This is a genomic window from Rhizobium sp. IY2 (assembly GCF_047532935.1).
Taxonomy (GTDB): domain Bacteria; phylum Pseudomonadota; class Alphaproteobacteria; order Rhizobiales; family Rhizobiaceae; genus Rhizobium; species Rhizobium anhuiense.
In genome coordinates this window covers 719150-735985 of sequence record NZ_JBLKNU010000002.1, presented here as the reverse complement: position 1 = coordinate 735985, position 16836 = coordinate 719150, and the positions used below count along the sequence as shown (strand labels likewise).

16 protein-coding genes and 1 pseudogene are annotated in these 16836 nt (G+C 60.8%); 9 read left to right on the top strand and 8 right to left on the bottom strand.

The window, feature by feature from the left end:
- Positions 1–38: 38 nt before the first annotated feature.
- The 3 genes from ACMUVN_RS12105 to ACMUVN_RS12095 form a co-directional block, all read right to left on the bottom strand.
- Positions 39–911 (bottom strand): ABC transporter permease, encoded by an 873-nt coding sequence (locus ACMUVN_RS12105; RefSeq protein ID WP_414815143.1) that lies wholly within the window; start codon positions 909–911, stop codon positions 39–41.
- Positions 911–1852 (bottom strand): ABC transporter permease, encoded by a 942-nt coding sequence (locus ACMUVN_RS12100; protein ID WP_179867841.1) that lies wholly within the window; start codon positions 1850–1852, stop codon positions 911–913. The genes ACMUVN_RS12105 and ACMUVN_RS12100 overlap by 1 nt, the downstream gene beginning before the upstream one ends.
- A gap of 83 nt (positions 1853–1935) precedes the next feature.
- Positions 1936–3462, bottom strand: coding sequence for an ABC transporter substrate-binding protein (locus ACMUVN_RS12095; RefSeq protein ID WP_063476058.1), 1527 nt, complete (start codon positions 3460–3462; stop codon positions 1936–1938).
- Between the two features lie 229 nt (positions 3463–3691).
- Between ACMUVN_RS12095 and ACMUVN_RS12090 the strand changes: the two genes are divergently transcribed.
- From ACMUVN_RS12090 to ACMUVN_RS12055, 8 genes are all read left to right on the top strand, one after another.
- Positions 3692–4276, top strand: a complete 585-nt coding sequence (locus tag ACMUVN_RS12090; RefSeq protein WP_097544060.1) for a DUF1349 domain-containing protein — start codon at positions 3692–3694, stop codon at positions 4274–4276.
- Positions 4277–4491: 215 nt separating this feature from the next.
- Entirely contained in the window at positions 4492–5625 is a 1134-nt protein-coding gene (locus ACMUVN_RS12085) for a transporter substrate-binding protein (RefSeq protein WP_097544061.1), read from the top strand.
- Positions 5622–6203, top strand: a complete 582-nt coding sequence (locus ACMUVN_RS12080) for an ANTAR domain-containing response regulator (RefSeq protein ID WP_097544062.1) — start codon at positions 5622–5624, stop codon at positions 6201–6203. Before ACMUVN_RS12085 ends, ACMUVN_RS12080 begins: the two co-directional genes overlap by 4 nt.
- Complete coding sequence (locus tag ACMUVN_RS12075; RefSeq protein WP_017996436.1) at positions 6203–7051, top strand: ABC transporter permease; 849 nt, start codon at positions 6203–6205, stop codon at positions 7049–7051. The genes ACMUVN_RS12080 and ACMUVN_RS12075 overlap by 1 nt, the downstream gene beginning before the upstream one ends.
- The gene (locus ACMUVN_RS12070) at positions 7051–7971 is read left to right on the top strand and encodes an ABC transporter permease (protein WP_097544063.1); all 921 of its coding nucleotides are present in this window, start codon (positions 7051–7053) and stop codon (positions 7969–7971) included. The genes ACMUVN_RS12075 and ACMUVN_RS12070 overlap by 1 nt, the downstream gene beginning before the upstream one ends.
- Positions 7972–7996: 25 nt before the next feature.
- Positions 7997–9616, top strand: coding sequence for an ABC transporter substrate-binding protein (locus ACMUVN_RS12065; RefSeq protein WP_097544064.1), 1620 nt, complete (start codon positions 7997–7999; stop codon positions 9614–9616).
- Positions 9617–9678: 62 nt separating this feature from the next.
- Positions 9679–10623, top strand: coding sequence for an acetamidase/formamidase family protein (locus ACMUVN_RS12060; RefSeq protein ID WP_097544065.1), 945 nt, complete (start codon positions 9679–9681; stop codon positions 10621–10623).
- On the top strand, positions 10620–12308 hold the full coding sequence (locus ACMUVN_RS12055; RefSeq protein ID WP_097630964.1) for an ABC transporter ATP-binding protein: 1689 nt from the start codon (positions 10620–10622) through the stop codon (positions 12306–12308). The genes ACMUVN_RS12060 and ACMUVN_RS12055 overlap by 4 nt, the downstream gene beginning before the upstream one ends.
- A gap of 269 nt (positions 12309–12577) precedes the next feature.
- Here the strand turns inward: ACMUVN_RS12055 and ACMUVN_RS12050 are convergent, their stop codons facing one another.
- The 4 genes and pseudogenes from ACMUVN_RS12050 to ACMUVN_RS12035 all read right to left on the bottom strand — a co-directional run bounded on the left by ACMUVN_RS12050 (position 12578) and on the right by ACMUVN_RS12035 (position 15676).
- The gene (locus ACMUVN_RS12050; protein ID WP_097544067.1) at positions 12578–12991 is read right to left on the bottom strand and encodes a hypothetical protein; all 414 of its coding nucleotides are present in this window, start codon (positions 12989–12991) and stop codon (positions 12578–12580) included.
- 195 nt (positions 12992–13186) lie between these two features.
- Positions 13187–14375: pseudogene (locus tag ACMUVN_RS12045) on the bottom strand (IS3 family transposase).
- 134 nt (positions 14376–14509) lie between these two features.
- The gene (locus ACMUVN_RS12040) at positions 14510–15268 is read right to left on the bottom strand and encodes a hypothetical protein (RefSeq protein WP_143541096.1); all 759 of its coding nucleotides are present in this window, start codon (positions 15266–15268) and stop codon (positions 14510–14512) included.
- A gap of 9 nt (positions 15269–15277) precedes the next feature.
- A complete protein-coding gene (locus ACMUVN_RS12035; protein WP_245433470.1) occupies positions 15278–15676 on the bottom strand; it encodes a putative toxin in 399 nt (132 codons plus the stop codon).
- A gap of 70 nt (positions 15677–15746) precedes the next feature.
- Here ACMUVN_RS12035 and ACMUVN_RS12030 point away from each other — a divergent pair, with 70 nt between their 5' ends.
- Complete coding sequence (locus ACMUVN_RS12030; protein ID WP_097630742.1) at positions 15747–16331, top strand: DUF1349 domain-containing protein; 585 nt, start codon at positions 15747–15749, stop codon at positions 16329–16331.
- Positions 16332–16519: 188 nt separating this feature from the next.
- On the opposite strand, the gene ACMUVN_RS12025 is transcribed toward ACMUVN_RS12030, so the two are convergent.
- Positions 16520–16798 carry a hypothetical protein gene (locus ACMUVN_RS12025; RefSeq protein ID WP_097543431.1) on the bottom strand — a complete coding sequence of 93 codons (279 nt, stop codon included), beginning with the start codon at positions 16796–16798 and terminating at the stop codon, positions 16520–16522.
- Positions 16799–16836: the final 38 nt, after the last annotated feature.

Sequence of the window (16836 nt, the reverse complement as noted above, 5' to 3'; positions counted from 1 at the left end):
TTTGGCGAATTGGAATAGGCCGACCCACGGTCGGCGGATTAGAGATCCTTGCGAAGTCTTGGATCGAGCATGTCCCTCAGGCCATCGCCGACCATCTGCAGCGACAGCACCGAGAGGATGATGGCGATGCCGGGAAACAGCGTCATCCAGTCGGCCTGGCCAATATATTGCCGGCCGGCGGCGATCATCGTTCCCCAGGTCGGGATTTCGGGGCTGACGCCGAGACCGAGGAAAGACAGGCCGGCTTCGGCAAGCATCGCGCTGGCGAAGAGGAATGTGGCCTGCACGAGGATCGGCGACAGCAGATTGCGCAGCACATGCAGCGTCATGATATGGAAGGTCGAAATGCCAAGCGCCCTCGCCGCCTCGACATAGGGCAGTTCGCGAATAACCAGCGTCGACGCGCGGACGATGCGGGCAAGGCGCGGCGCATAGACGATCGACAGCGCGATGATCACGGTTGTCAGAGAGGGACCGAGGGCTGCGACGAGCGCGATCGCCAGCAGAATATCCGGAAACGCCATCATGGCGTCGATCAGCCGGGCGATCGGTGTGTCGAGCTTCTGGAAGAAACCGGCCAGCAGCCCGAGCGTCACGCCGATCACGGCCGAGAGCGTCACGACCGCAACACCGACGAGCAGCGACAGTCGGCCGGCGAAGATCGTGCGCGAAAAGACGTCGCGGCCGAACTCGTCCGTGCCGAAGAAGAACATGCCGCTCGGCGGCTTCAGCCGGTTGACGATGGAAAGCTTCGACGGCGAATAGGGCGCGACGAGAGGCGCAAAGACCGCCAGAAGCACGAAGATCGTCAGGATCAAGAGGCCGCAGGCGACCGTCTTGCGTTTCAGCAGGCGCCGGACGAATTTGCTGCGCTCGCCCTCGACGGCTGATTTGATTGCGATATCGGCCATCAGTAGCGCACCCTCGGATCGATCAGCAGATAGAGCATGTCGATCGCAAAATTGATCAGCACGTAGAGCGCGGCGATGACGAGTAGCGCGCCCTGGATGACCGGATAATCGCGGCGCAGCACCGCCGAGACGACGAGATTGCCGACACCCGGCAGGCCGAATACGGTCTCGGTGACGACGGCACCCGAAATCAGCACCGCCGCCGTCAGGCCGATCACCGTCAGGATCGGGATCAGCGCATTTTTCAACGCGTGCTTGAGGATCACCCGGCGCTCGATCAGCCCCTTGGCGCGCGCCGTGCGGATATAATCGTCGCCGAGCACATCGAGCATCGAGGCGCGGGTGAAGCGCAGGATCAGCGCCGAGGAGACAATGCCGAGCGCGAAGGCCGGCAGCGTCAGGTGATACATGCGGTCGAAGAAGGTCGAGCCGGGACCGCCATAACCGGAAACCGGGAAGAGGTTGAGCCGGACGGCGAAAAACTGCATCAGGATGAGGCCGAGCCAGAAGCTTGGAATGCTGGCGGCAAACATGGCAAGCGTCGTCGCCGCCTGGTCGACCAGGGAGCCGCGGCGATAGGCGGCGTAGATGCCGATCGGCAAAGCGATGATGCTGGCGATGAGAAGCGAGAGCAGCGTCAAGAAGAAGGTCGGCTCGGCGCGGTCGAGCAGGGCCGAGGTGACGGGCATGTTGAGGAAGATCGACTGGCCGAGATCGCCCTTCAGCAGTTGGCCGATATAATAGACATATTGCAGGCCAAGCGACTGATCGAGGCCAAGCCGGGATCGGAGATCGGCGATATCCTGCGGCGTCGCATCCGGCCCGAGCATGACGGCGGCCGGATCTCCCGGCGTCACGCGCACGATGACGAAGACGATCGTGACGACGAGAAACATCACGACGATCATGCCGAACAGGCGCTGGAGGATGTAGCGTATCATGAATGCCTGGCCTTAAGCCTTTGCGGATGCGGCAGAAAAGATGACCGGTACCGGCCGCGGAAGGCCGGTACCGGTGGCGATGTTTACTTCTTGATCGAAGCATTCCAGAAATACGGCCACGGCGCCGGATCGACGCCTTCGAGCTTGGTCGACTCGGCCGAGACGGCGTTGAAGTCGCCGATCTTCATGAAGGGTGCGTCGGCATAGACGGCCTTCTGGACATCGGCCCAGAGCGCAACGCGCTTCTTCGGATCGACTTCCGAAGTGAAGGCATCGACGGCTGCCTTGCGGGCCGGCGTATCCCACCAGCCGGGCGAGCTGGTCGAGAGCGAGCCGATGAGGGCCGGCTCCGGCAGGAAGGGGCTATGGGTGATATAGATATCCCAGAGCTTCGGATCGGCGCGGCGCTGCGTCAGCGTCGCCCAGTCCACAACCTGCATATCGACGGTGAAGCCGGCGAGCTTCAGATATTCGGCGGCGACCTGCGCCATCTTATAGTGGAACTCGTACTGGCGGCTGGTCAGGATACGGATCGGTTCGCCGTTATAGCCGGCCTTCTTGGCGGCAGCGGCCGCCCCTTCCGGATCGGCGACGTTATAGGCGCCCTCGACGCCGGCATCCGTCGACCAGGCAAAGGTCTTCGGATAGATGGCGCCGTCGAGAGCGTAGAAATCCGTGCTGCCGAAAGCCGCGGCCAGCATGTCTTCCATGCTGAGCGCCTGGCGGATGGCCTTGCGCACTTCGACATTCTTGTTGATACCCTCGGCCGTATTGAAGACGAAGACGGGATAACCGAAGGGCTTCAGGATGATCGGCTGCGAGGCCGTGGAGGCCTTCAGCTTGTCGTAGGATTCGACAGGGATCGAGTCGACATAATCATACTGGCCGGAAACGGCGGCCTCGACGCGGGTGTTCGGATCCGGCACCGGCACGAAGCGGATCTCATCGAGATATTGATGGCGGGCGCCGCCATAACCATTGCTGTCGCCCTCGCGGGACTTGTAACCGTTGAAGCGGACGAGCTGGATATACTGGTCAGCCTTGCGCTCCTTCAGCATGTAGGGACCGGTGCCGATGAATTCCTTCATCGGCTCGTCCTGCTTTTCGGCGGGGATGATGATCGCGGCCGAATTGTTGAAGGCAAGCAGCGAGGTCAGCGGCGCATAGGGCTGCTTCAGCGTGATCGTGACGGTCGCCGGATCGACGGCCGCGATCTTGTCGATGAAACCGGCCACCTGCTTGCCGCGCGAGGCGATCTTCATCCAGCGGCCGAGCGAGGCGACGACATCGTCCGAAGTCATGTCGCTATTGTCGTGGAACTTGATGCCGGTCCTGAGCTTGATCGTATAGGTTTTGCCGTCGGCGCTGATCTCGGGCAGGCTTTCGGCCAGAAGCGGCGTGACGTTCCAGCTCTTGTCGAAGGTATAGAGCGTTTCGAAAATGTGCTGCGTGACGATGCCGACAAGATCGGCCGTCGACGACATCGGATCGAGCGTCGGCGGCTCGCCGATCGTCGCGACGTTGATGACGCCGCCCTTTTCCTGGGCAAGGAGCGTCGAAGGCAGGGCGACGAGCGCAGTGCCGAGCAGGAATGCGACCAGTGTTTTCATGCGAGATCTCCCGATTTAGTTCCACAATTATGTAATTCATATTTTTGTAAGAGAATAAGAGATGCATCGATCCTGTCAAGCACGCGCGACGGATTATGCCCTCCCGGGTAGCGCGACGCCGGAAAAACACCATCTTCGGCTGCGGCGAGCCCTCTGCACGACGGCCGGGCATTATGCCAAGGTAAGGCGATCGCCCTGCGGCAAGGCTTCAACGGAACGGGAGAACAGGATGAGCATCGATTTCAACGACGGAACATGGCTGAACGAGCCGGCCAACTGGCGGGCAGACGAAGCCGCCCTCACCCTGACGACCGATGAGAAGACCGATTTCTGGCGAGAGACCCATTACGGTTTCATCCGCGACAGCGGCCATTTCCTCGCCTTTCCGAGGGCCGACGGCTTCACCGCACAAATCCGCGTCCAGGGCGAATTCCGCACCCTCTACGACCAGGCCGGCCTGATGGTGCGTATCGACGAGAAACGCTGGGTAAAAACCGGCGTCGAATTCACCGACGGCGAAGCCTTCCTCAGCACCGTCGTCACCGACGGCAAATCCGACTGGTCGGTGGCGCAGCCCTTCAAGGAATTGGAAGACTTCCGCATTCGCGTCACCGTCGCCAACGGCGCGATGCGCATCCAGGCTTCACGTGATGGCAGCTTCTGGCCACTGCTGCGGTTAGCGCCCTTTCCGGCAGCTGACCGATATGAGGTTGGGCCGGCTGCCTGCACGCCGGAGCGCAGTGGGTTGAGGGTGCTGTTTTCGGAGTTCTGGATCGGCCCGGCGATTACGACGGATCTGCATGATTTGAGCTAGAAGAGCGACACTACCGAAAGAACAAGATCAAATGACTGCGAGTGCAGGGCAGCACACTTGACAAAGATAAGATGCCTGTATTTTACTCAAGCCTGCGGAATAGGCAGAAGGCCGCCGCATTGACATGACTCCGATAGTCTCTGGGCAGTTTCGCCCCATGACGCCTCATCGCTCGATGGGACCAGCGTCGTGGGGTTTTTTGATGTGGTCACTTCATGAATGACGCGCTGAAAATCGGCATCCTCTTTTCGACCACCGGCCCTTACGGCTCGATGGGCCGCGACGCGCGCGACGGCGCCGTTTTCGCGATGGCCGAATATGCCGGCGCCGAAGGACTGGCGATCGAACCCGTGTTCTTCGATCCGCATGCCGATCTTGCCGCCTATCTCGATGGTGCGCGCCATCTTTTGCGCGCCGGCTGCCGCCACATCGTCGGCACGATCACCTCTGCGGCGCGCAAGGAGGTCATCCCGCTCGTCGAGAAACATGACGGCCTGCTCTGGTACATGTGCCCCTATGAAGGTTTCGAGGCCAACGAGAACGTCATCTATGTCGGCGGCTGCCCGAACCAGCATCTGTTGCCGCTTTTCGAGCACCTGATCCCGCGTTACGGGTCAAGGCCCTATCTCGTCGGCGCCAACTATGTCTGGGGCTGGGAGATGAATCGGCTCGCCCGCGAACTCATCACCAATGCCGGCGGCGAGGTGCTGGGCGAACGCTATCTCCCGCTCGAGGAAACCGCCGTCGAACGCATCGTTGCCGAGATCGCGCAGCGCCGCCCGAGCTTCATCCTCAACAATCTCATCGGCCCGTCGAGCTACGCCTTCCTGGAGGCGATCAAGGCCTTGGGTGATCGCGACCCGGCCTTCCGCGCGGAAAACTGCCCGGTCGTCAGCTGCGACCTGATGGAATGCGAGCTCGACGATATAGCCGCAGGAGCTGCCGCCGGCCAGCTTTGCGCCGCGTCCTATTTCGACAGTATCGCGACCCCCGAAAATGCTGCCTTCAAGGCCCGTGTCACAGAGCGTCACGGCACGGAGCGGCGTGTCTCCAGCGTCTTTGCCAGTGCCTATACGGCCGTCCGGCTCTGCGTCGACGCGATCGTCGCTGCCGGCGGTGATGAGCCCGACGCCGTCCGGCGCGAGCTCTACAATCGATCCTGGCCGACCCTGTTCGGTGCGCTGGCGATCGACCGCGAGACCAATCACGCCGCCCTGCCCTTCCATCTCGGCCGGATCAACGCCGACAACGGCTTCGATGTCGTCGCCTCGCGGCCGCCGCTCGCCGCCGACCCCTATCTGACCGGCCGTAACCGACAGGCCTTGCCGCGGCTGAGGGTGGTGTCATGAGAGAGACACCCAATTTCACCGGCTGGCTGGCGACGGTCCTGCATCGCGAGGACGGCAACACCGACAAGCTGGTCCGCCAGCTTCGCCTGCTCGGCATCGATGCAACGCTGCAATGGGCGCCGCTTTCGGCCGCAGTACTGCCTGATCTCGTTATCGTCGATGCCGACCAGGGCTGGGACGATCTGCTGCCCTGGAACGGCGAAACGCCTGCCTGCCCCGTCGTCGCCTTGCTTGGTTCGGAAGCGCCCGGCCGCATCGCCTGGGCGCTCGGACAGGGTGCCGGCGCGATCATCGCCAAACCGATCGCCACATCGGCCGTCTATCCGGCGCTTGTCATGGCCGTCTCCATTCATCAGGAACGCAAGGCGACTGCGGAAAAGCTGCAATATCTCGAAGAGCGCGTCCGGCTGCGGCCGCTCGTTCACGCCGCCGTCGAAAAGCTTCGGGCCGCACACGGCATCGACGAGGAGAGCGCTTACGCAATCCTGCGCAACTGCGCCATGCGCCGCCGCCTGCCGATGGAGCAGATATCAGCCTTCATTCTGGCAGGAGCAGAACCTCTGCCGGAGGCGGGCTGATGCATGTGCTGAAACAGATGATTCGCCAGCCGACCGCCCTCTTCGGCCTGATCGTCGTCACACTCGTCATCGGGCTCGCCATCGCAGCGCCGTGGATCGCGCCGTTCAGTCCGGACGAGCAGATGTTTGACGGCCTCTCACTCGAAGGCGCGCCGCTGCCGCCGGGCGGCCCCTATCTGCTGGGCACCGACACGCTCGGCCGCGACCTCTTTTCCCGCCTGCTGTTCGGCGCCCGCACCTCGCTGATCATCGGCCTTGTCGCCAATGGCATCGCGGTGGCGATCGGCCTCTTCGTCGGCATCGTTGCCGGTTATCTCCGCGGGCTGCCGGGCAACATCCTGATGCGCTTCACCGATCTGATGATGGCCTTTCCGGCGCTGCTGCTCGCCATCGTGCTCGCCGCATTGCTGAAGCCGAGCCTCTGGATCGTCGCCATGGTGATCGCGCTCGTCAACTGGGTGCAGGTCGCCCGCATCGTCTATACCGAGACTCGCGGCCTGGTGGAGCGCGATTTTATCATGGCGGAGCGCTCGCTCGGCGCCGGCCATATGCGTGTGCTCTTCATGCATATCCTGCCGCATCTCGTGCCGACGGCAATCGTCTGGGGCACGCTCGGCATCGCCACCACCGTACTGCTCGAGGCGACACTTTCCTTCCTCGGCGTCGGCGTCCAGCCGCCGCAGCCCTCCTGGGGCAACATCATCTTCGAGAGCCAAAGCTATTTCCAGGCCGCCCCCTGGCTGGTCTTCATTCCCGGCGCGATCATCCTTCTGACGGCGCTTTCCTTCAATCTGGTGGGCGACGCGCTGCGCGACATACTCGACCCGACCCAGCGCGGGAGGGGCTGATGGCGTCCCTCATGCTGCGCCGGTTGGCACAGGCGGCCCTCATCCTGCTCGGCGTCGCGGCAATCACCTTCGTGCTGCTCTACGCCCTTCCGGCCGACCCGGCCCGCATGATCGCCGGCCGCAGTGCCACGGCTCAGACGGTCGCCAACATCCGCCATGAGCTCGGACTCGACCAGCCGCTGCTGGTCCAGTTCGGCACCTATCTCGGCAATCTGCTGCATGGCAATCTCGGCCGCTCCTATGCGCAGAAAACCGATGTCTGGACGCTGATCGCCGCGCGGCTACCGGCGACGTTGACGCTGATGCTTGCCGGCATCTTCGTCGAGGTGGTGCTCGGCCTGACGCTGGGCACCATCGCCGCCGTGCGTCGCGGCGGCTTCGTCGACCGGCTGGTGATGATGGCCTCCTTTGTCGGCACCTCGGCGCCGCAGTTCCTCGTCGCCCTGCTGCTGCTCTACCTGCTGGCGGCAACGCTCGGCTGGTTTCCGATGAGCGGTTATGGCAGCTTCTCGCATCTCGTCCTGCCTGCCGTCACACTCGGCATCTGCGGCGCCGGCTGGTACGCCCGCATGGTGCGCTCGTCGATGATCGAAGTGCTGAACCAGGATTATGTCCGCACGGCGCGCGCCAAGGGTCTTTCCTCGAAGCGCGTCATCCTGCGCCATGCGCTGCCCAATGCCGTGCTGCCCATCATCGCCATGATCGGCATCGATATCGGCCAGTTCATGGGCGGCGTGGTCGTGGTCGAAGCCGTCTATGGATGGCCCGGCATCGGCCAGCTCGCCTGGCAGGCGATCCAGCAGGTCGACATCCCGATCATCATGGGCGTCACCCTGACGTCTGCGCTCGCCATCATCATCGGCAATCTGCTTGCCGACCTCATCGCGCCGGTCATCGATCCGCGCATCCGCACACGCTGACAGCAACCAAAGAAGGGGAACCCAAATGTTCAAACGCTGGCTGCAACAGACGACCATGGCAACGATGGTGGCGCTCGCCCCATTGTCCGTCATGGCCGAGGAAACGCCCAAGCAGGGCGGCGATATCGTCGTCACCTACAAGGACGACATCACCACACTCGACCCGGCGATCGGCTACGACTGGGTCAACTGGTCGATGATCAAGAGCCTCTATTCCCGACTGATGGATTATGCGCCCGGCACGCCGAACCCGGTCCCCTCGCTTGCCGAAAGCTTCACCGTTTCGCCCGATGGCTTGACCTATACCTTCAAGCTGCACAAGGGCGTGAAGTTCTCGAACGGCCGCGAGGTCGTCGCCTCAGACGTGAAATATTCGATCGAACGCGCCGTCGACCCGAAGACGCAAGGGCCCGGCGCAGGATTTTTCGGCGCGATCAAGGGCTTCGAGGATGAAACCGGCGGCAAGACGACGACGCTCTCCGGCATCGAGACGCCTGACGATAGCACCGTCATCTTCAACCTCTCGCGCCCCGACGCCACCTTCCTGCACGTGCTTGCCATCAACTTCGCTTCGGTCGTGCCGAAGGAAGCCGTCGAGGCAGCCGCCGGCGACTTCGGCAAGAAGCCGGTCGGCTCCGGCACCTTCATCCTGAAGGACTGGACGATCGGCCAGCAGCTCGTTTTCGAGCGCAACAAGGATTATTTCGTCAAGGGCATTCCCTATATCGACAGCTTCAAGGTCGAGGTCGGCCAGGAGCCGCTGGTGGCGCTCTTGCGCCTGCAGAAGGGCGAGGTCGATATTGCCGGCGACGGCATTCCGCCGGCAAAATTCCTCGAGATCAAGAATTCGGCCGACGGCGCGCAGATGATCGTCGACGGCGAGCAGCTGCACACCGGCTACATCACGCTCAACACCAAGGTGAAGCCCTTCGACAACGTCAAGGTTCGCCAGGCGTTGAACATGGCGATCAACAAGGAGCGCATCACCCGAATCCTCAATGGCCGTGCAACGCCTGCCAACCAGCCGCTGCCGCCGCTGATGCCGGGCTACGACAAGTCCTTCACCGGCTATGCCTATGACTTGGCGAAAGCCAAGGCGCTGCTTGCCGAAGCCGGCTACCCCGACGGCTTCGAGACCGTGCTCTACTCCACCAACACCGACCCGCAGCCGCGGATCGCCCAGGCGATCCAGCAGGATCTGGCTGCCGTCGGCGTCAAGGCCGAAGTCCGGGCGCTGGCCCAGGCGAACGTCATCTCGGCCGGCGGCACGGAAGGCGAAGCGCCGATGATCTGGTCGGGCGGCATGGCCTGGATCGCCGACTTCCCGGATCCGTCCAACTTCTACGGCCCGATCCTCGGTTGCGCCGGCGCGGTTCCGGGCGGCTGGAACTGGTCATGGTACTGCAACGCCGATCTCGACAAGCGCGCCGTTGCCGCCGACTCGATGTCCGATCCGGCAAAGGCAACCGAGCGCACCGCGGCCTGGGGCAAGATCTTCACCGACATCATGGCCGATGCGCCGTGGATCCCTGTCATCAACGAACGCCGCGTCGTCGCCAAGTCGCTGCGCATGGGCGGCGCTGACAACATCTACATCGATCCGACCCGCGTCATTAATTACGACGCGATCTACGTCAAGCAATAGACCCAAGGATCAAGCCTTCCCGGCGCTAGCCGGGAAGGCCATAAATTTCAGGGAGACATGACATGTGCATCGCCTGCACCCACACCATTCACCGCGCCCAGCATAATTTCGGCTGGAACAAGGATTTCGCCCCCGCCGTCGTCGCCAAGCCGGGCGAGACGATCCACTTCGAATGCATGGATTCATCAGGTGGCCAGCTCGGAAGCGACGCGACCCTGGAAACGCTGAACGCGCTCGATTTCGGCAAGATCAACCCGGTCTCCGGCCCGGTCTATATCGAAGGCGCCAAACCCGGCGACGCGCTGAAGGTGACGCTGCGCAAGTTCATTCCCTCGGGCATCGGCTGGACGGCCAATATCCCAGGCTTCGGCCTGCTCGCCGATCAATTCAAGGATCCGGCGCTGCATGTCTGGTCCTATGACGCGACAAGCATGGTGCCCGCCCTTTACGGCCCGGGCGGCCGCGTGCCGCTGAAGCCCTTCGCCGGCACGATCGGCGTCGCCCCCGCCGAGCCCGGCACCCATTCCGTCGTTCCCCCACGTCGCGTCGGCGGCAACATGGACATCCGCGACCTGACGGCGGGGGTGACGCTCTATCTGCCCGTCGAGGTCGACGGCGCGCTGTTTTCGATCGGTGATACCCATGCCGCCCAGGGCGATGGCGAAGTCTGCGGCACGGCGATCGAAAGCCAGATGAACGTCGAAGCGACGATCGAGCTCGTCAAGGACGCCAAGCTGCAGACGCCGCGCTTCACCACGACCGAACCGGTAACCCGCCATCTCGACGGCGCCGGCTACGAGGTGACGACCGGCATCGGCCCTGACCTGATGACCGGGGCGCGCGAAAGCGTCATGCGAATGATCGATCTTCTCGGCGCGGAACACGGCATGAGCGCCGTCGATGCCTATCTGCTCTGCTCCGTCTGCGGCGATCTCCGGATCAGCGAGATCGTCGACCAGCCGAACTGGGTGGTTTCCTTCTACTTCCCGAGGATCGTGTTCGCGTGAACGAAGCCATGCCCGCCGCAGCACCGGTGCTCAGCCTTCGCAATCTGAGCGTCGATGCCCGCACCCCCGAAGGCCGCAAGCCGGTGCTCCAGGATGTCAGCTTCGACCTTGCAAGCGGCGAAACGCTCTGCATTGCCGGCGAATCCGGCTCCGGCAAGTCGGTCACCTCGCTGTCGATCATGGGGCTCTTGCCGAAAGCCTCGCTGAAGGTCGCCTCCGGCAGCGTGCTGCTTGGCGAGCGCGACCTGCTCACGCTTTCCGACCGGGCGATGCGCAGCGTGCGTGGCGGCGATATCGCCATGGTGTTCCAGGAGCCGATGACCTCGCTCAACCCGGTCATGTCGGTCGGCAACCAGCTGACCGAGGCAATCCGCGCGCACCAGGGCAGCGAGAATGCCGAGGCAGTGGCGCTGAAGATGCTCGATGCCGTGCAGATCACCGAGCCGGCCCGGCGGCTGAAGCAATATCCGCACGAGCTTTCCGGCGGCATGCGCCAGCGGGTGATGATCGCCATGGCGCTCTCCTGCCGGCCGAAGGTGCTGATCGCCGACGAGCCGACGACGGCACTCGACGTCACAGTACAGGCGCAGATCCTCAGGCTGATGCGCGAGTTGAAGCGCGAATTCGGCGCCTCGATCATCCTCATTACGCACGACATGGGCGTCGTCGCCGAAATGGCCGATCGCGTCGTCATCATGCAGAATGGCAGGATCGTCGAGCAAGGAACGGCGCTCGCCGTCTTCCAACGGCCGAAGGAGGCCTATACGCAGCAATTGCTTGCCGCCGTCCCGCGGCTCGGCGCGCTTGCCGGCACCGACCGTCCACCGCGCGTCACGCAACGCGCCGTCGAAACGCTGCATCCGGACCGCACGCCGGTCCTGAACGTGCGCGACCTCACCGTCACCTATGGCAATGCCGCAAGCCGGTTTTTCAGGGGCAAGCCGCCGGTGGCGGCCGTCGATGGCGTCTCCTTCGATATCCTGCCGGGTGAAACGCTCGGCCTCGTCGGCGAAAGCGGCTCCGGCAAATCGACGACGGGCAAGGCCGTCCTCGGTCTCATCCCCTTCAAGGGCAACGTCCTGATCGACGGTCGCAATATCGCCGGGCTCAGCCAGCGCGAGATGCGGCCCGTACGCCGCTCGGCGCAGATGATCTTCCAGGATCCTTATGCCTCGCTCGACCCGCGCATGGCCGTCGGCAAGGCGATCGGCGAACCGATGGTCATCCACGGCATCGGCAACCACAGTGAAAGGCAGGACCGCGTCGCCGAACTGCTGCGCCGGGTCGGCCTGACGCCTGATGCCGCGACGCGCTATCCACACGAGTTTTCAGGCGGCCAGCGCCAGCGCATCTGCATCGCCCGGGCGCTGGCGCTGGAGCCCAAGCTGATCGTCGCCGACGAAAGCGTCGCAGCGCTTGACGTCTCCGTCCGCGCCCGCGTGCTCGACCTGCTGCTCGAACTGCAGGAAACGCTGGGGCTCGCCTATCTCTTCATCTCTCACGACATGGCAGTGATCGAGCGCATGTCGTACAACGTCGCCGTCATGCGCGCCGGCCGCATTATCGAAACCGGGACGCGGCGGGATATCTTCGAGAACCCAAGGGATGACTACACCCGCGCGCTGATCGCCGCAGTTCCAATCCCCGATCCGGAGGTCTATCGCGGCAGGGAAGCGCATGCCTAACTGAAGGTTAGGCATAACTAAAATGTCGACGAGGCACGCCTTGCGGGAATAGACCAGCGCGAACCGGAGACGGGGAGCGTTTAAGTTAGCTTCACCTTCGTATCAAACGAGTATCTGAGACAAAAGCCATTCAATTGGGTTCGGTATTTCGCCAAAATTCAGGCGGTTTCTGCACTTGCAAACGATCGACGGCACCTCCCAATTACAACAACGTCTTTGATGTTCGTTATAATTTAAGTTAGCCCCTGTCGTTTTTCAATTCGATGAACCTACCAAAACTTGGGGCAGGCGGCGAAAGAATCCCTTAGGCTGCGCAGCAACGGCCCATCGAGATCGCTTTCCAAGCGCGCTTCAAGGCGTATCATCCCTTGTGAAATGATTGGTTCAAGTACTTGAATTGTAGTTTCAAAGGATGTTGCAGTTCGCTCAATAACAAAACGGAAGTATTCGCTCATGTCCACAAGCCTGAGGATTTTCGGTTCTTGCGATGAAAGGGCGATTGTAAATTCATCCCAAATGTCCGTATCGAACCAAACGTCCGTCGCCAGATAGGAAAAACATCCAGTGGAGTGTTTTATGCTCAACTCGACGCTCCAACGCATTGAGGCTTGATCGTTCGGATCCAGTTCTAAAAAGCTTAGCCCTAAGGAAACGGTTTCAGAGTCAAAAATTATATCACTCATGGGATGTACAACGCATGCTTGATCACAGGGAGGAGGTCTGTTGGCCGTTCACTAAAAATCAGTTCCCAGCCGTTCATATTGTAAACCTTATTGTATTCGATACTTCCCGCAGAGGATATTTGTTTTGCTGCGTCCGAAAATCTACTCAAAAGAATCTGATCATTGGCCGGGTTCGAATGACCTGCCACTGAAGTTTCATCCGGCCGCGATTAGAGCCTCGGTGGTTCTAAATATGCCAACTGGCGCGGTGGGAGCAACCGGCGGAACGCGAAGCTTTCATCTCGCGCAGCGTTGGAGCCGGTTGCGGCGATGCTCCCGGCGTAGCCTGCCGGGGTCTGGTATCCGAGCGACGAGTGTGGCCGGAAATGGTTATAGTCGTCAGCCCATTCAGCAATGACGCTGCGGGCATGATCCAGGCCGAAGAAGATGCTCTCGTTGAGTAACTCGTCGCGCATTCGACCGTTGAAACTCTCGACATATCCGTTCTGCATTGGCTTCCCCGGTGCGATGTAGTGCCACTCCACCTTGTGATCCCTCGACCATGCGAGAATGGCATTCGACGTTAGTTCGGTGCCGTTGTCGGAGACAATCATTCCGGGCTTGCCGCGTCGTTCGATCAGCGTTGTCAGTTCTCGGGCGACACGTCGACCAGAGATAGACGTGTCCGGGATCGCTGCCAGGCATTCGCGCGTCACGTCATCAACGACATTGAGGACCCGGAATCGTCTGCCGCAGGCGAACTGGTCGTGGACGAAATCCAGCGACCAGCGGGCATTGGCTTTCGCCTCGACCAGGATCGGTGCACGCGTGCCGACAGCACGCCGCCGGGCCTTTCGCTTGCGAACGGAAAGCCCTTCCTCGCGATAAAGACGGTAGATGCGATTGACGCCGGACGGCTCTCCATCCCGCAGAAGCAGGATGAACAGCCGACGATAGCCGAAACGCCGCCGCTCGTTGGCGAGGTCGCGCAGCTTCGCCCGCAATTCTATCTCCGGTGGTCGACTTGACCGATAGCGGACCGTCTTGCGGTCGGCGGATATGATCTGGCAGGCCCGCCGCTCCGAGAGACCCATGACGGCCTTCAGATGGGTGACGGCTTCACGCTTGGCGGCAGGCCCTACCATTTTTTTGCAAGAAGCTCGCGGAGTGCGGCTGCATCGAGCATCTGCTCGGCCAGCAACTTCTTTAGCTTGGTATTCTCGTCCTCAAGCGCCTTCAGACGCTTCGCTTCGGAGACTTCCATGCCGCCGTATTTGGCTTTCCAATTATAAAACGTTGCTTCTGAAATCCCTTGCTTGCGGCAGAGGTCGGCCACTTTCGCACCTGCCTCCTGTTCCTTCAGCACCGCAATAATCTGCTCTTCCGTAAATCTCTGCTTCTTCATATGTCCGTCCTCAAGGGGCCGGACTCTAATCCATTCTGGAGGAAATTCTCAGTGGCAGGTCAGGTGGTTACAGCGTCGGTATTGACGAACATAACGGATCACATGGGGTTTCACGGGCGGCGACACACCCGCCGTTATACTGAGATCGGCTCATGCTTGACGAGAAAGAAATCGTCGGGAAACAACTTCTTGAGTTCCGCCCTCCGTTTCGAGAAATGGGAATAATTGTCGGCTAAGTCATTTATATTGTCCGTCAGTCTCAACAAGTAGCCGTCATTGATTTTTTCGATAGTGAAGCCCGCTTCTTCAATTTGTTCGGCTTTGACTGCTTTGGCCAACTCTCCTCCAAGAAATGTGGCCCAACCGAGATTCGGAATGTCCTTAAGCGTTCCTCTAGGGGGCACCACTCCTCCACCAAAATAACTCTCAGGTGTCCCAGACCGTTCCGTGTCTTCGATAGGTACGAAGTAATGCAGCAAACCAAAAGTGGGCCTCATGACGCGGCACAGACGCCGGAAAGCCGGCAGCCAATCAACCGTCTTATGTGGCGCGGCATAAACCGAAAGCTTCCCACTAAGCCAATGTCCAAGCATGTTGGTTTGGCTATGCTTGATTTCAGCTTGATATCTGATGTCTTTTTTTCTTCTCCAGCCTAGGCCGATAGGAAACTCAATCAATGATCCCCTAATGCGCGAGCGCGCAATTCCTGCCCAATGGGGCTCACACTGCTCGATAGAATGAAACTCGCCAATGCGCGTCTCCCATTGATATATGCTCTCAGGTACCAGGCGAAAATCCGCCTCGCAGAAGGCCAACAGCACCTCCTTGCCAACGGACCAATCAGTGGTAGCAGCGTCCGTATTGATGAACATGCGCATCATATGGTGTTTCATGTCGCGCCTCTAAAAATCGGTTATTAAACCGGTTGCAGGATCGAAACGATAAATGCCGCCCCCAACAAGTTCATTTATTCGTCTGATTTCGCGCTCCAGGGGCTTTGTAGGCCTAGTGTTCGGACTAACGACGAGGTTAAACGGCTGCCCGAACGCTTCAGCAGCTCTCAGTTGCGCGCGCAGTTGATCGGAATTGGATAGATATTTTACATTCTTCGCCTCAACTATTCCCACGACAGTTTTGTCCCAAAGATCGGGAATGGTCGTAACCTCTTTGCCGTTTTTAAGCGATACAGTCACTGGTACGCCATTCCTGGCAGCACCGACGTGGTCGAGTGCGTCAATGATCTGCTCTTCGAAGGTGACGCCGGAAAAACACCATCTTCGGCTGCGGCACGCCCTCTGCACCACGGCCGGGTATTATGCCAAAGTAAGGCGATCGCCCTGCGGCAAGGCTTCAACGGAACGGGAGAACAGGATGAGCATCGATTTCAACGACGGGACATGGCTGAACGAGCCGGCCAACTGGCGGGCAGACGAAGCCGCCCTCACCCTGACGACCGATGAGAAGACCGATTTCTGGCGTGAAACCCACTACGGCTTCACCCGCGACAGCGGCCATTTCCTCACCTTTCCCACGACCGAGAGCTTTACCGCGCAGATCCGCGTCCAGGGCGAATTCCGCACCCTCTACGACCAGGCCGGCCTGATGGTGCGCATCGACGAAAGACGCTGGGTGAAGTCAGGCGTCGAGTTCACCGACGGCGAACCCTTCCTAAGCACCGTCGTCACCGACGGCAAGTCCGACTGGTCGGTGGCGCAGCCCTTCAGGGAATTGGAGGATTTCCACATCCGCGTGACCATCAAAAACGGCGCCATGCGCATCCAGGCCTCGCGCGACGGCAGCGTCTGGCCGCTGCTGCGGTTAGCGCCCTTCCCGGCGGCCACGCGCTATGAGGTCGGACCGACTGCCTGCACGCCGGAGCGCAGCGGGCTGAGGGTGCAGTTTTCGGAGTTTTCGGTTGGGCCGGCGATTACGACGGGGCTACATGATTTGAGTTGAGGATCTGTATTGCGTTCAACCGCCGGAGATCAGCTTGCCGCTCGGCACCATTCATTGGGGATATCATCAGAACAGCTCGGCAACGCTATCCGGTATAGCTGGCGCGGATTGACCAATATAATTTTTGATCAACCAAGGACCGGCAACAAGATCGATATTATCGATGCCGCCTTCATCAAATAACCCCTCTAAATTTTTTCGAAACTCTTCAAATCCACCTTCGTATAGGGTTTTGCAAAAGCCACTATCCGCCTGGCGCACAGATGTGCCAGGACGTGATCCAGCTTGTAAATGGCATCAAGCCGATCCGACCATTGATTTATCTCCTCGGCAAGCTGTCGCGAAATTGGCAGCGTGTAGGGGTCAACATTGTCGCGCATTTCCATGTCCCAAATCGCCCAACATTGGACTTCGGCCATCAACGTCAGACGCCTGCGGACTGGCCGAATAGCCTTGCCCCTAGTCATGAAGAACCTCCCGCAAGCCTTCGCATTGCGGGCCTGTA

Excerpts from the sequence above, each read along its gene's own strand:
- ACMUVN_RS12100 (WP_179867841.1), bottom strand. The coding sequence starts at position 1,852 with ATGATACGCTACATCCTCCAGCGCCTGTTCGGCATGATCGTCGTGATG.
- ACMUVN_RS12070 (WP_097544063.1), top strand. The coding sequence starts at position 7,051 with ATGGCGTCCCTCATGCTGCGCCGGTTGGCACAGGCGGCCCTCATCCTG.
- ACMUVN_RS12060 (WP_097544065.1), top strand. The coding sequence starts at position 9,679 with ATGTGCATCGCCTGCACCCACACCATTCACCGCGCCCAGCATAATTTC.
- ACMUVN_RS12095 (WP_063476058.1), bottom strand. The coding sequence starts at position 3,462 with ATGAAAACACTGGTCGCATTCCTGCTCGGCACTGCGCTCGTCGCCCTG.
- ACMUVN_RS12090 (WP_097544060.1), top strand. The coding sequence starts at position 3,692 with ATGAGCATCGATTTCAACGACGGAACATGGCTGAACGAGCCGGCCAAC.
- ACMUVN_RS12030 (WP_097630742.1), top strand. The coding sequence starts at position 15,747 with ATGAGCATCGATTTCAACGACGGGACATGGCTGAACGAGCCGGCCAAC.
- ACMUVN_RS12025 (WP_097543431.1), bottom strand. The coding sequence starts at position 16,798 with ATGACTAGGGGCAAGGCTATTCGGCCAGTCCGCAGGCGTCTGACGTTG.
- ACMUVN_RS12040 (WP_143541096.1), bottom strand. The coding sequence starts at position 15,268 with ATGAAACACCATATGATGCGCATGTTCATCAATACGGACGCTGCTACC.
- ACMUVN_RS12080 (WP_097544062.1), top strand. The coding sequence starts at position 5,622 with ATGAGAGAGACACCCAATTTCACCGGCTGGCTGGCGACGGTCCTGCAT.
- ACMUVN_RS12085 (WP_097544061.1), top strand. The coding sequence starts at position 4,492 with ATGAATGACGCGCTGAAAATCGGCATCCTCTTTTCGACCACCGGCCCT.
- ACMUVN_RS12065 (WP_097544064.1), top strand. The coding sequence starts at position 7,997 with ATGTTCAAACGCTGGCTGCAACAGACGACCATGGCAACGATGGTGGCG.
- ACMUVN_RS12105 (WP_414815143.1), bottom strand. The coding sequence starts at position 911 with ATGGCCGATATCGCAATCAAATCAGCCGTCGAGGGCGAGCGCAGCAAA.
- ACMUVN_RS12075 (WP_017996436.1), top strand. The coding sequence starts at position 6,203 with ATGCATGTGCTGAAACAGATGATTCGCCAGCCGACCGCCCTCTTCGGC.
- ACMUVN_RS12050 (WP_097544067.1), bottom strand. The coding sequence starts at position 12,991 with ATGAGTGATATAATTTTTGACTCTGAAACCGTTTCCTTAGGGCTAAGC.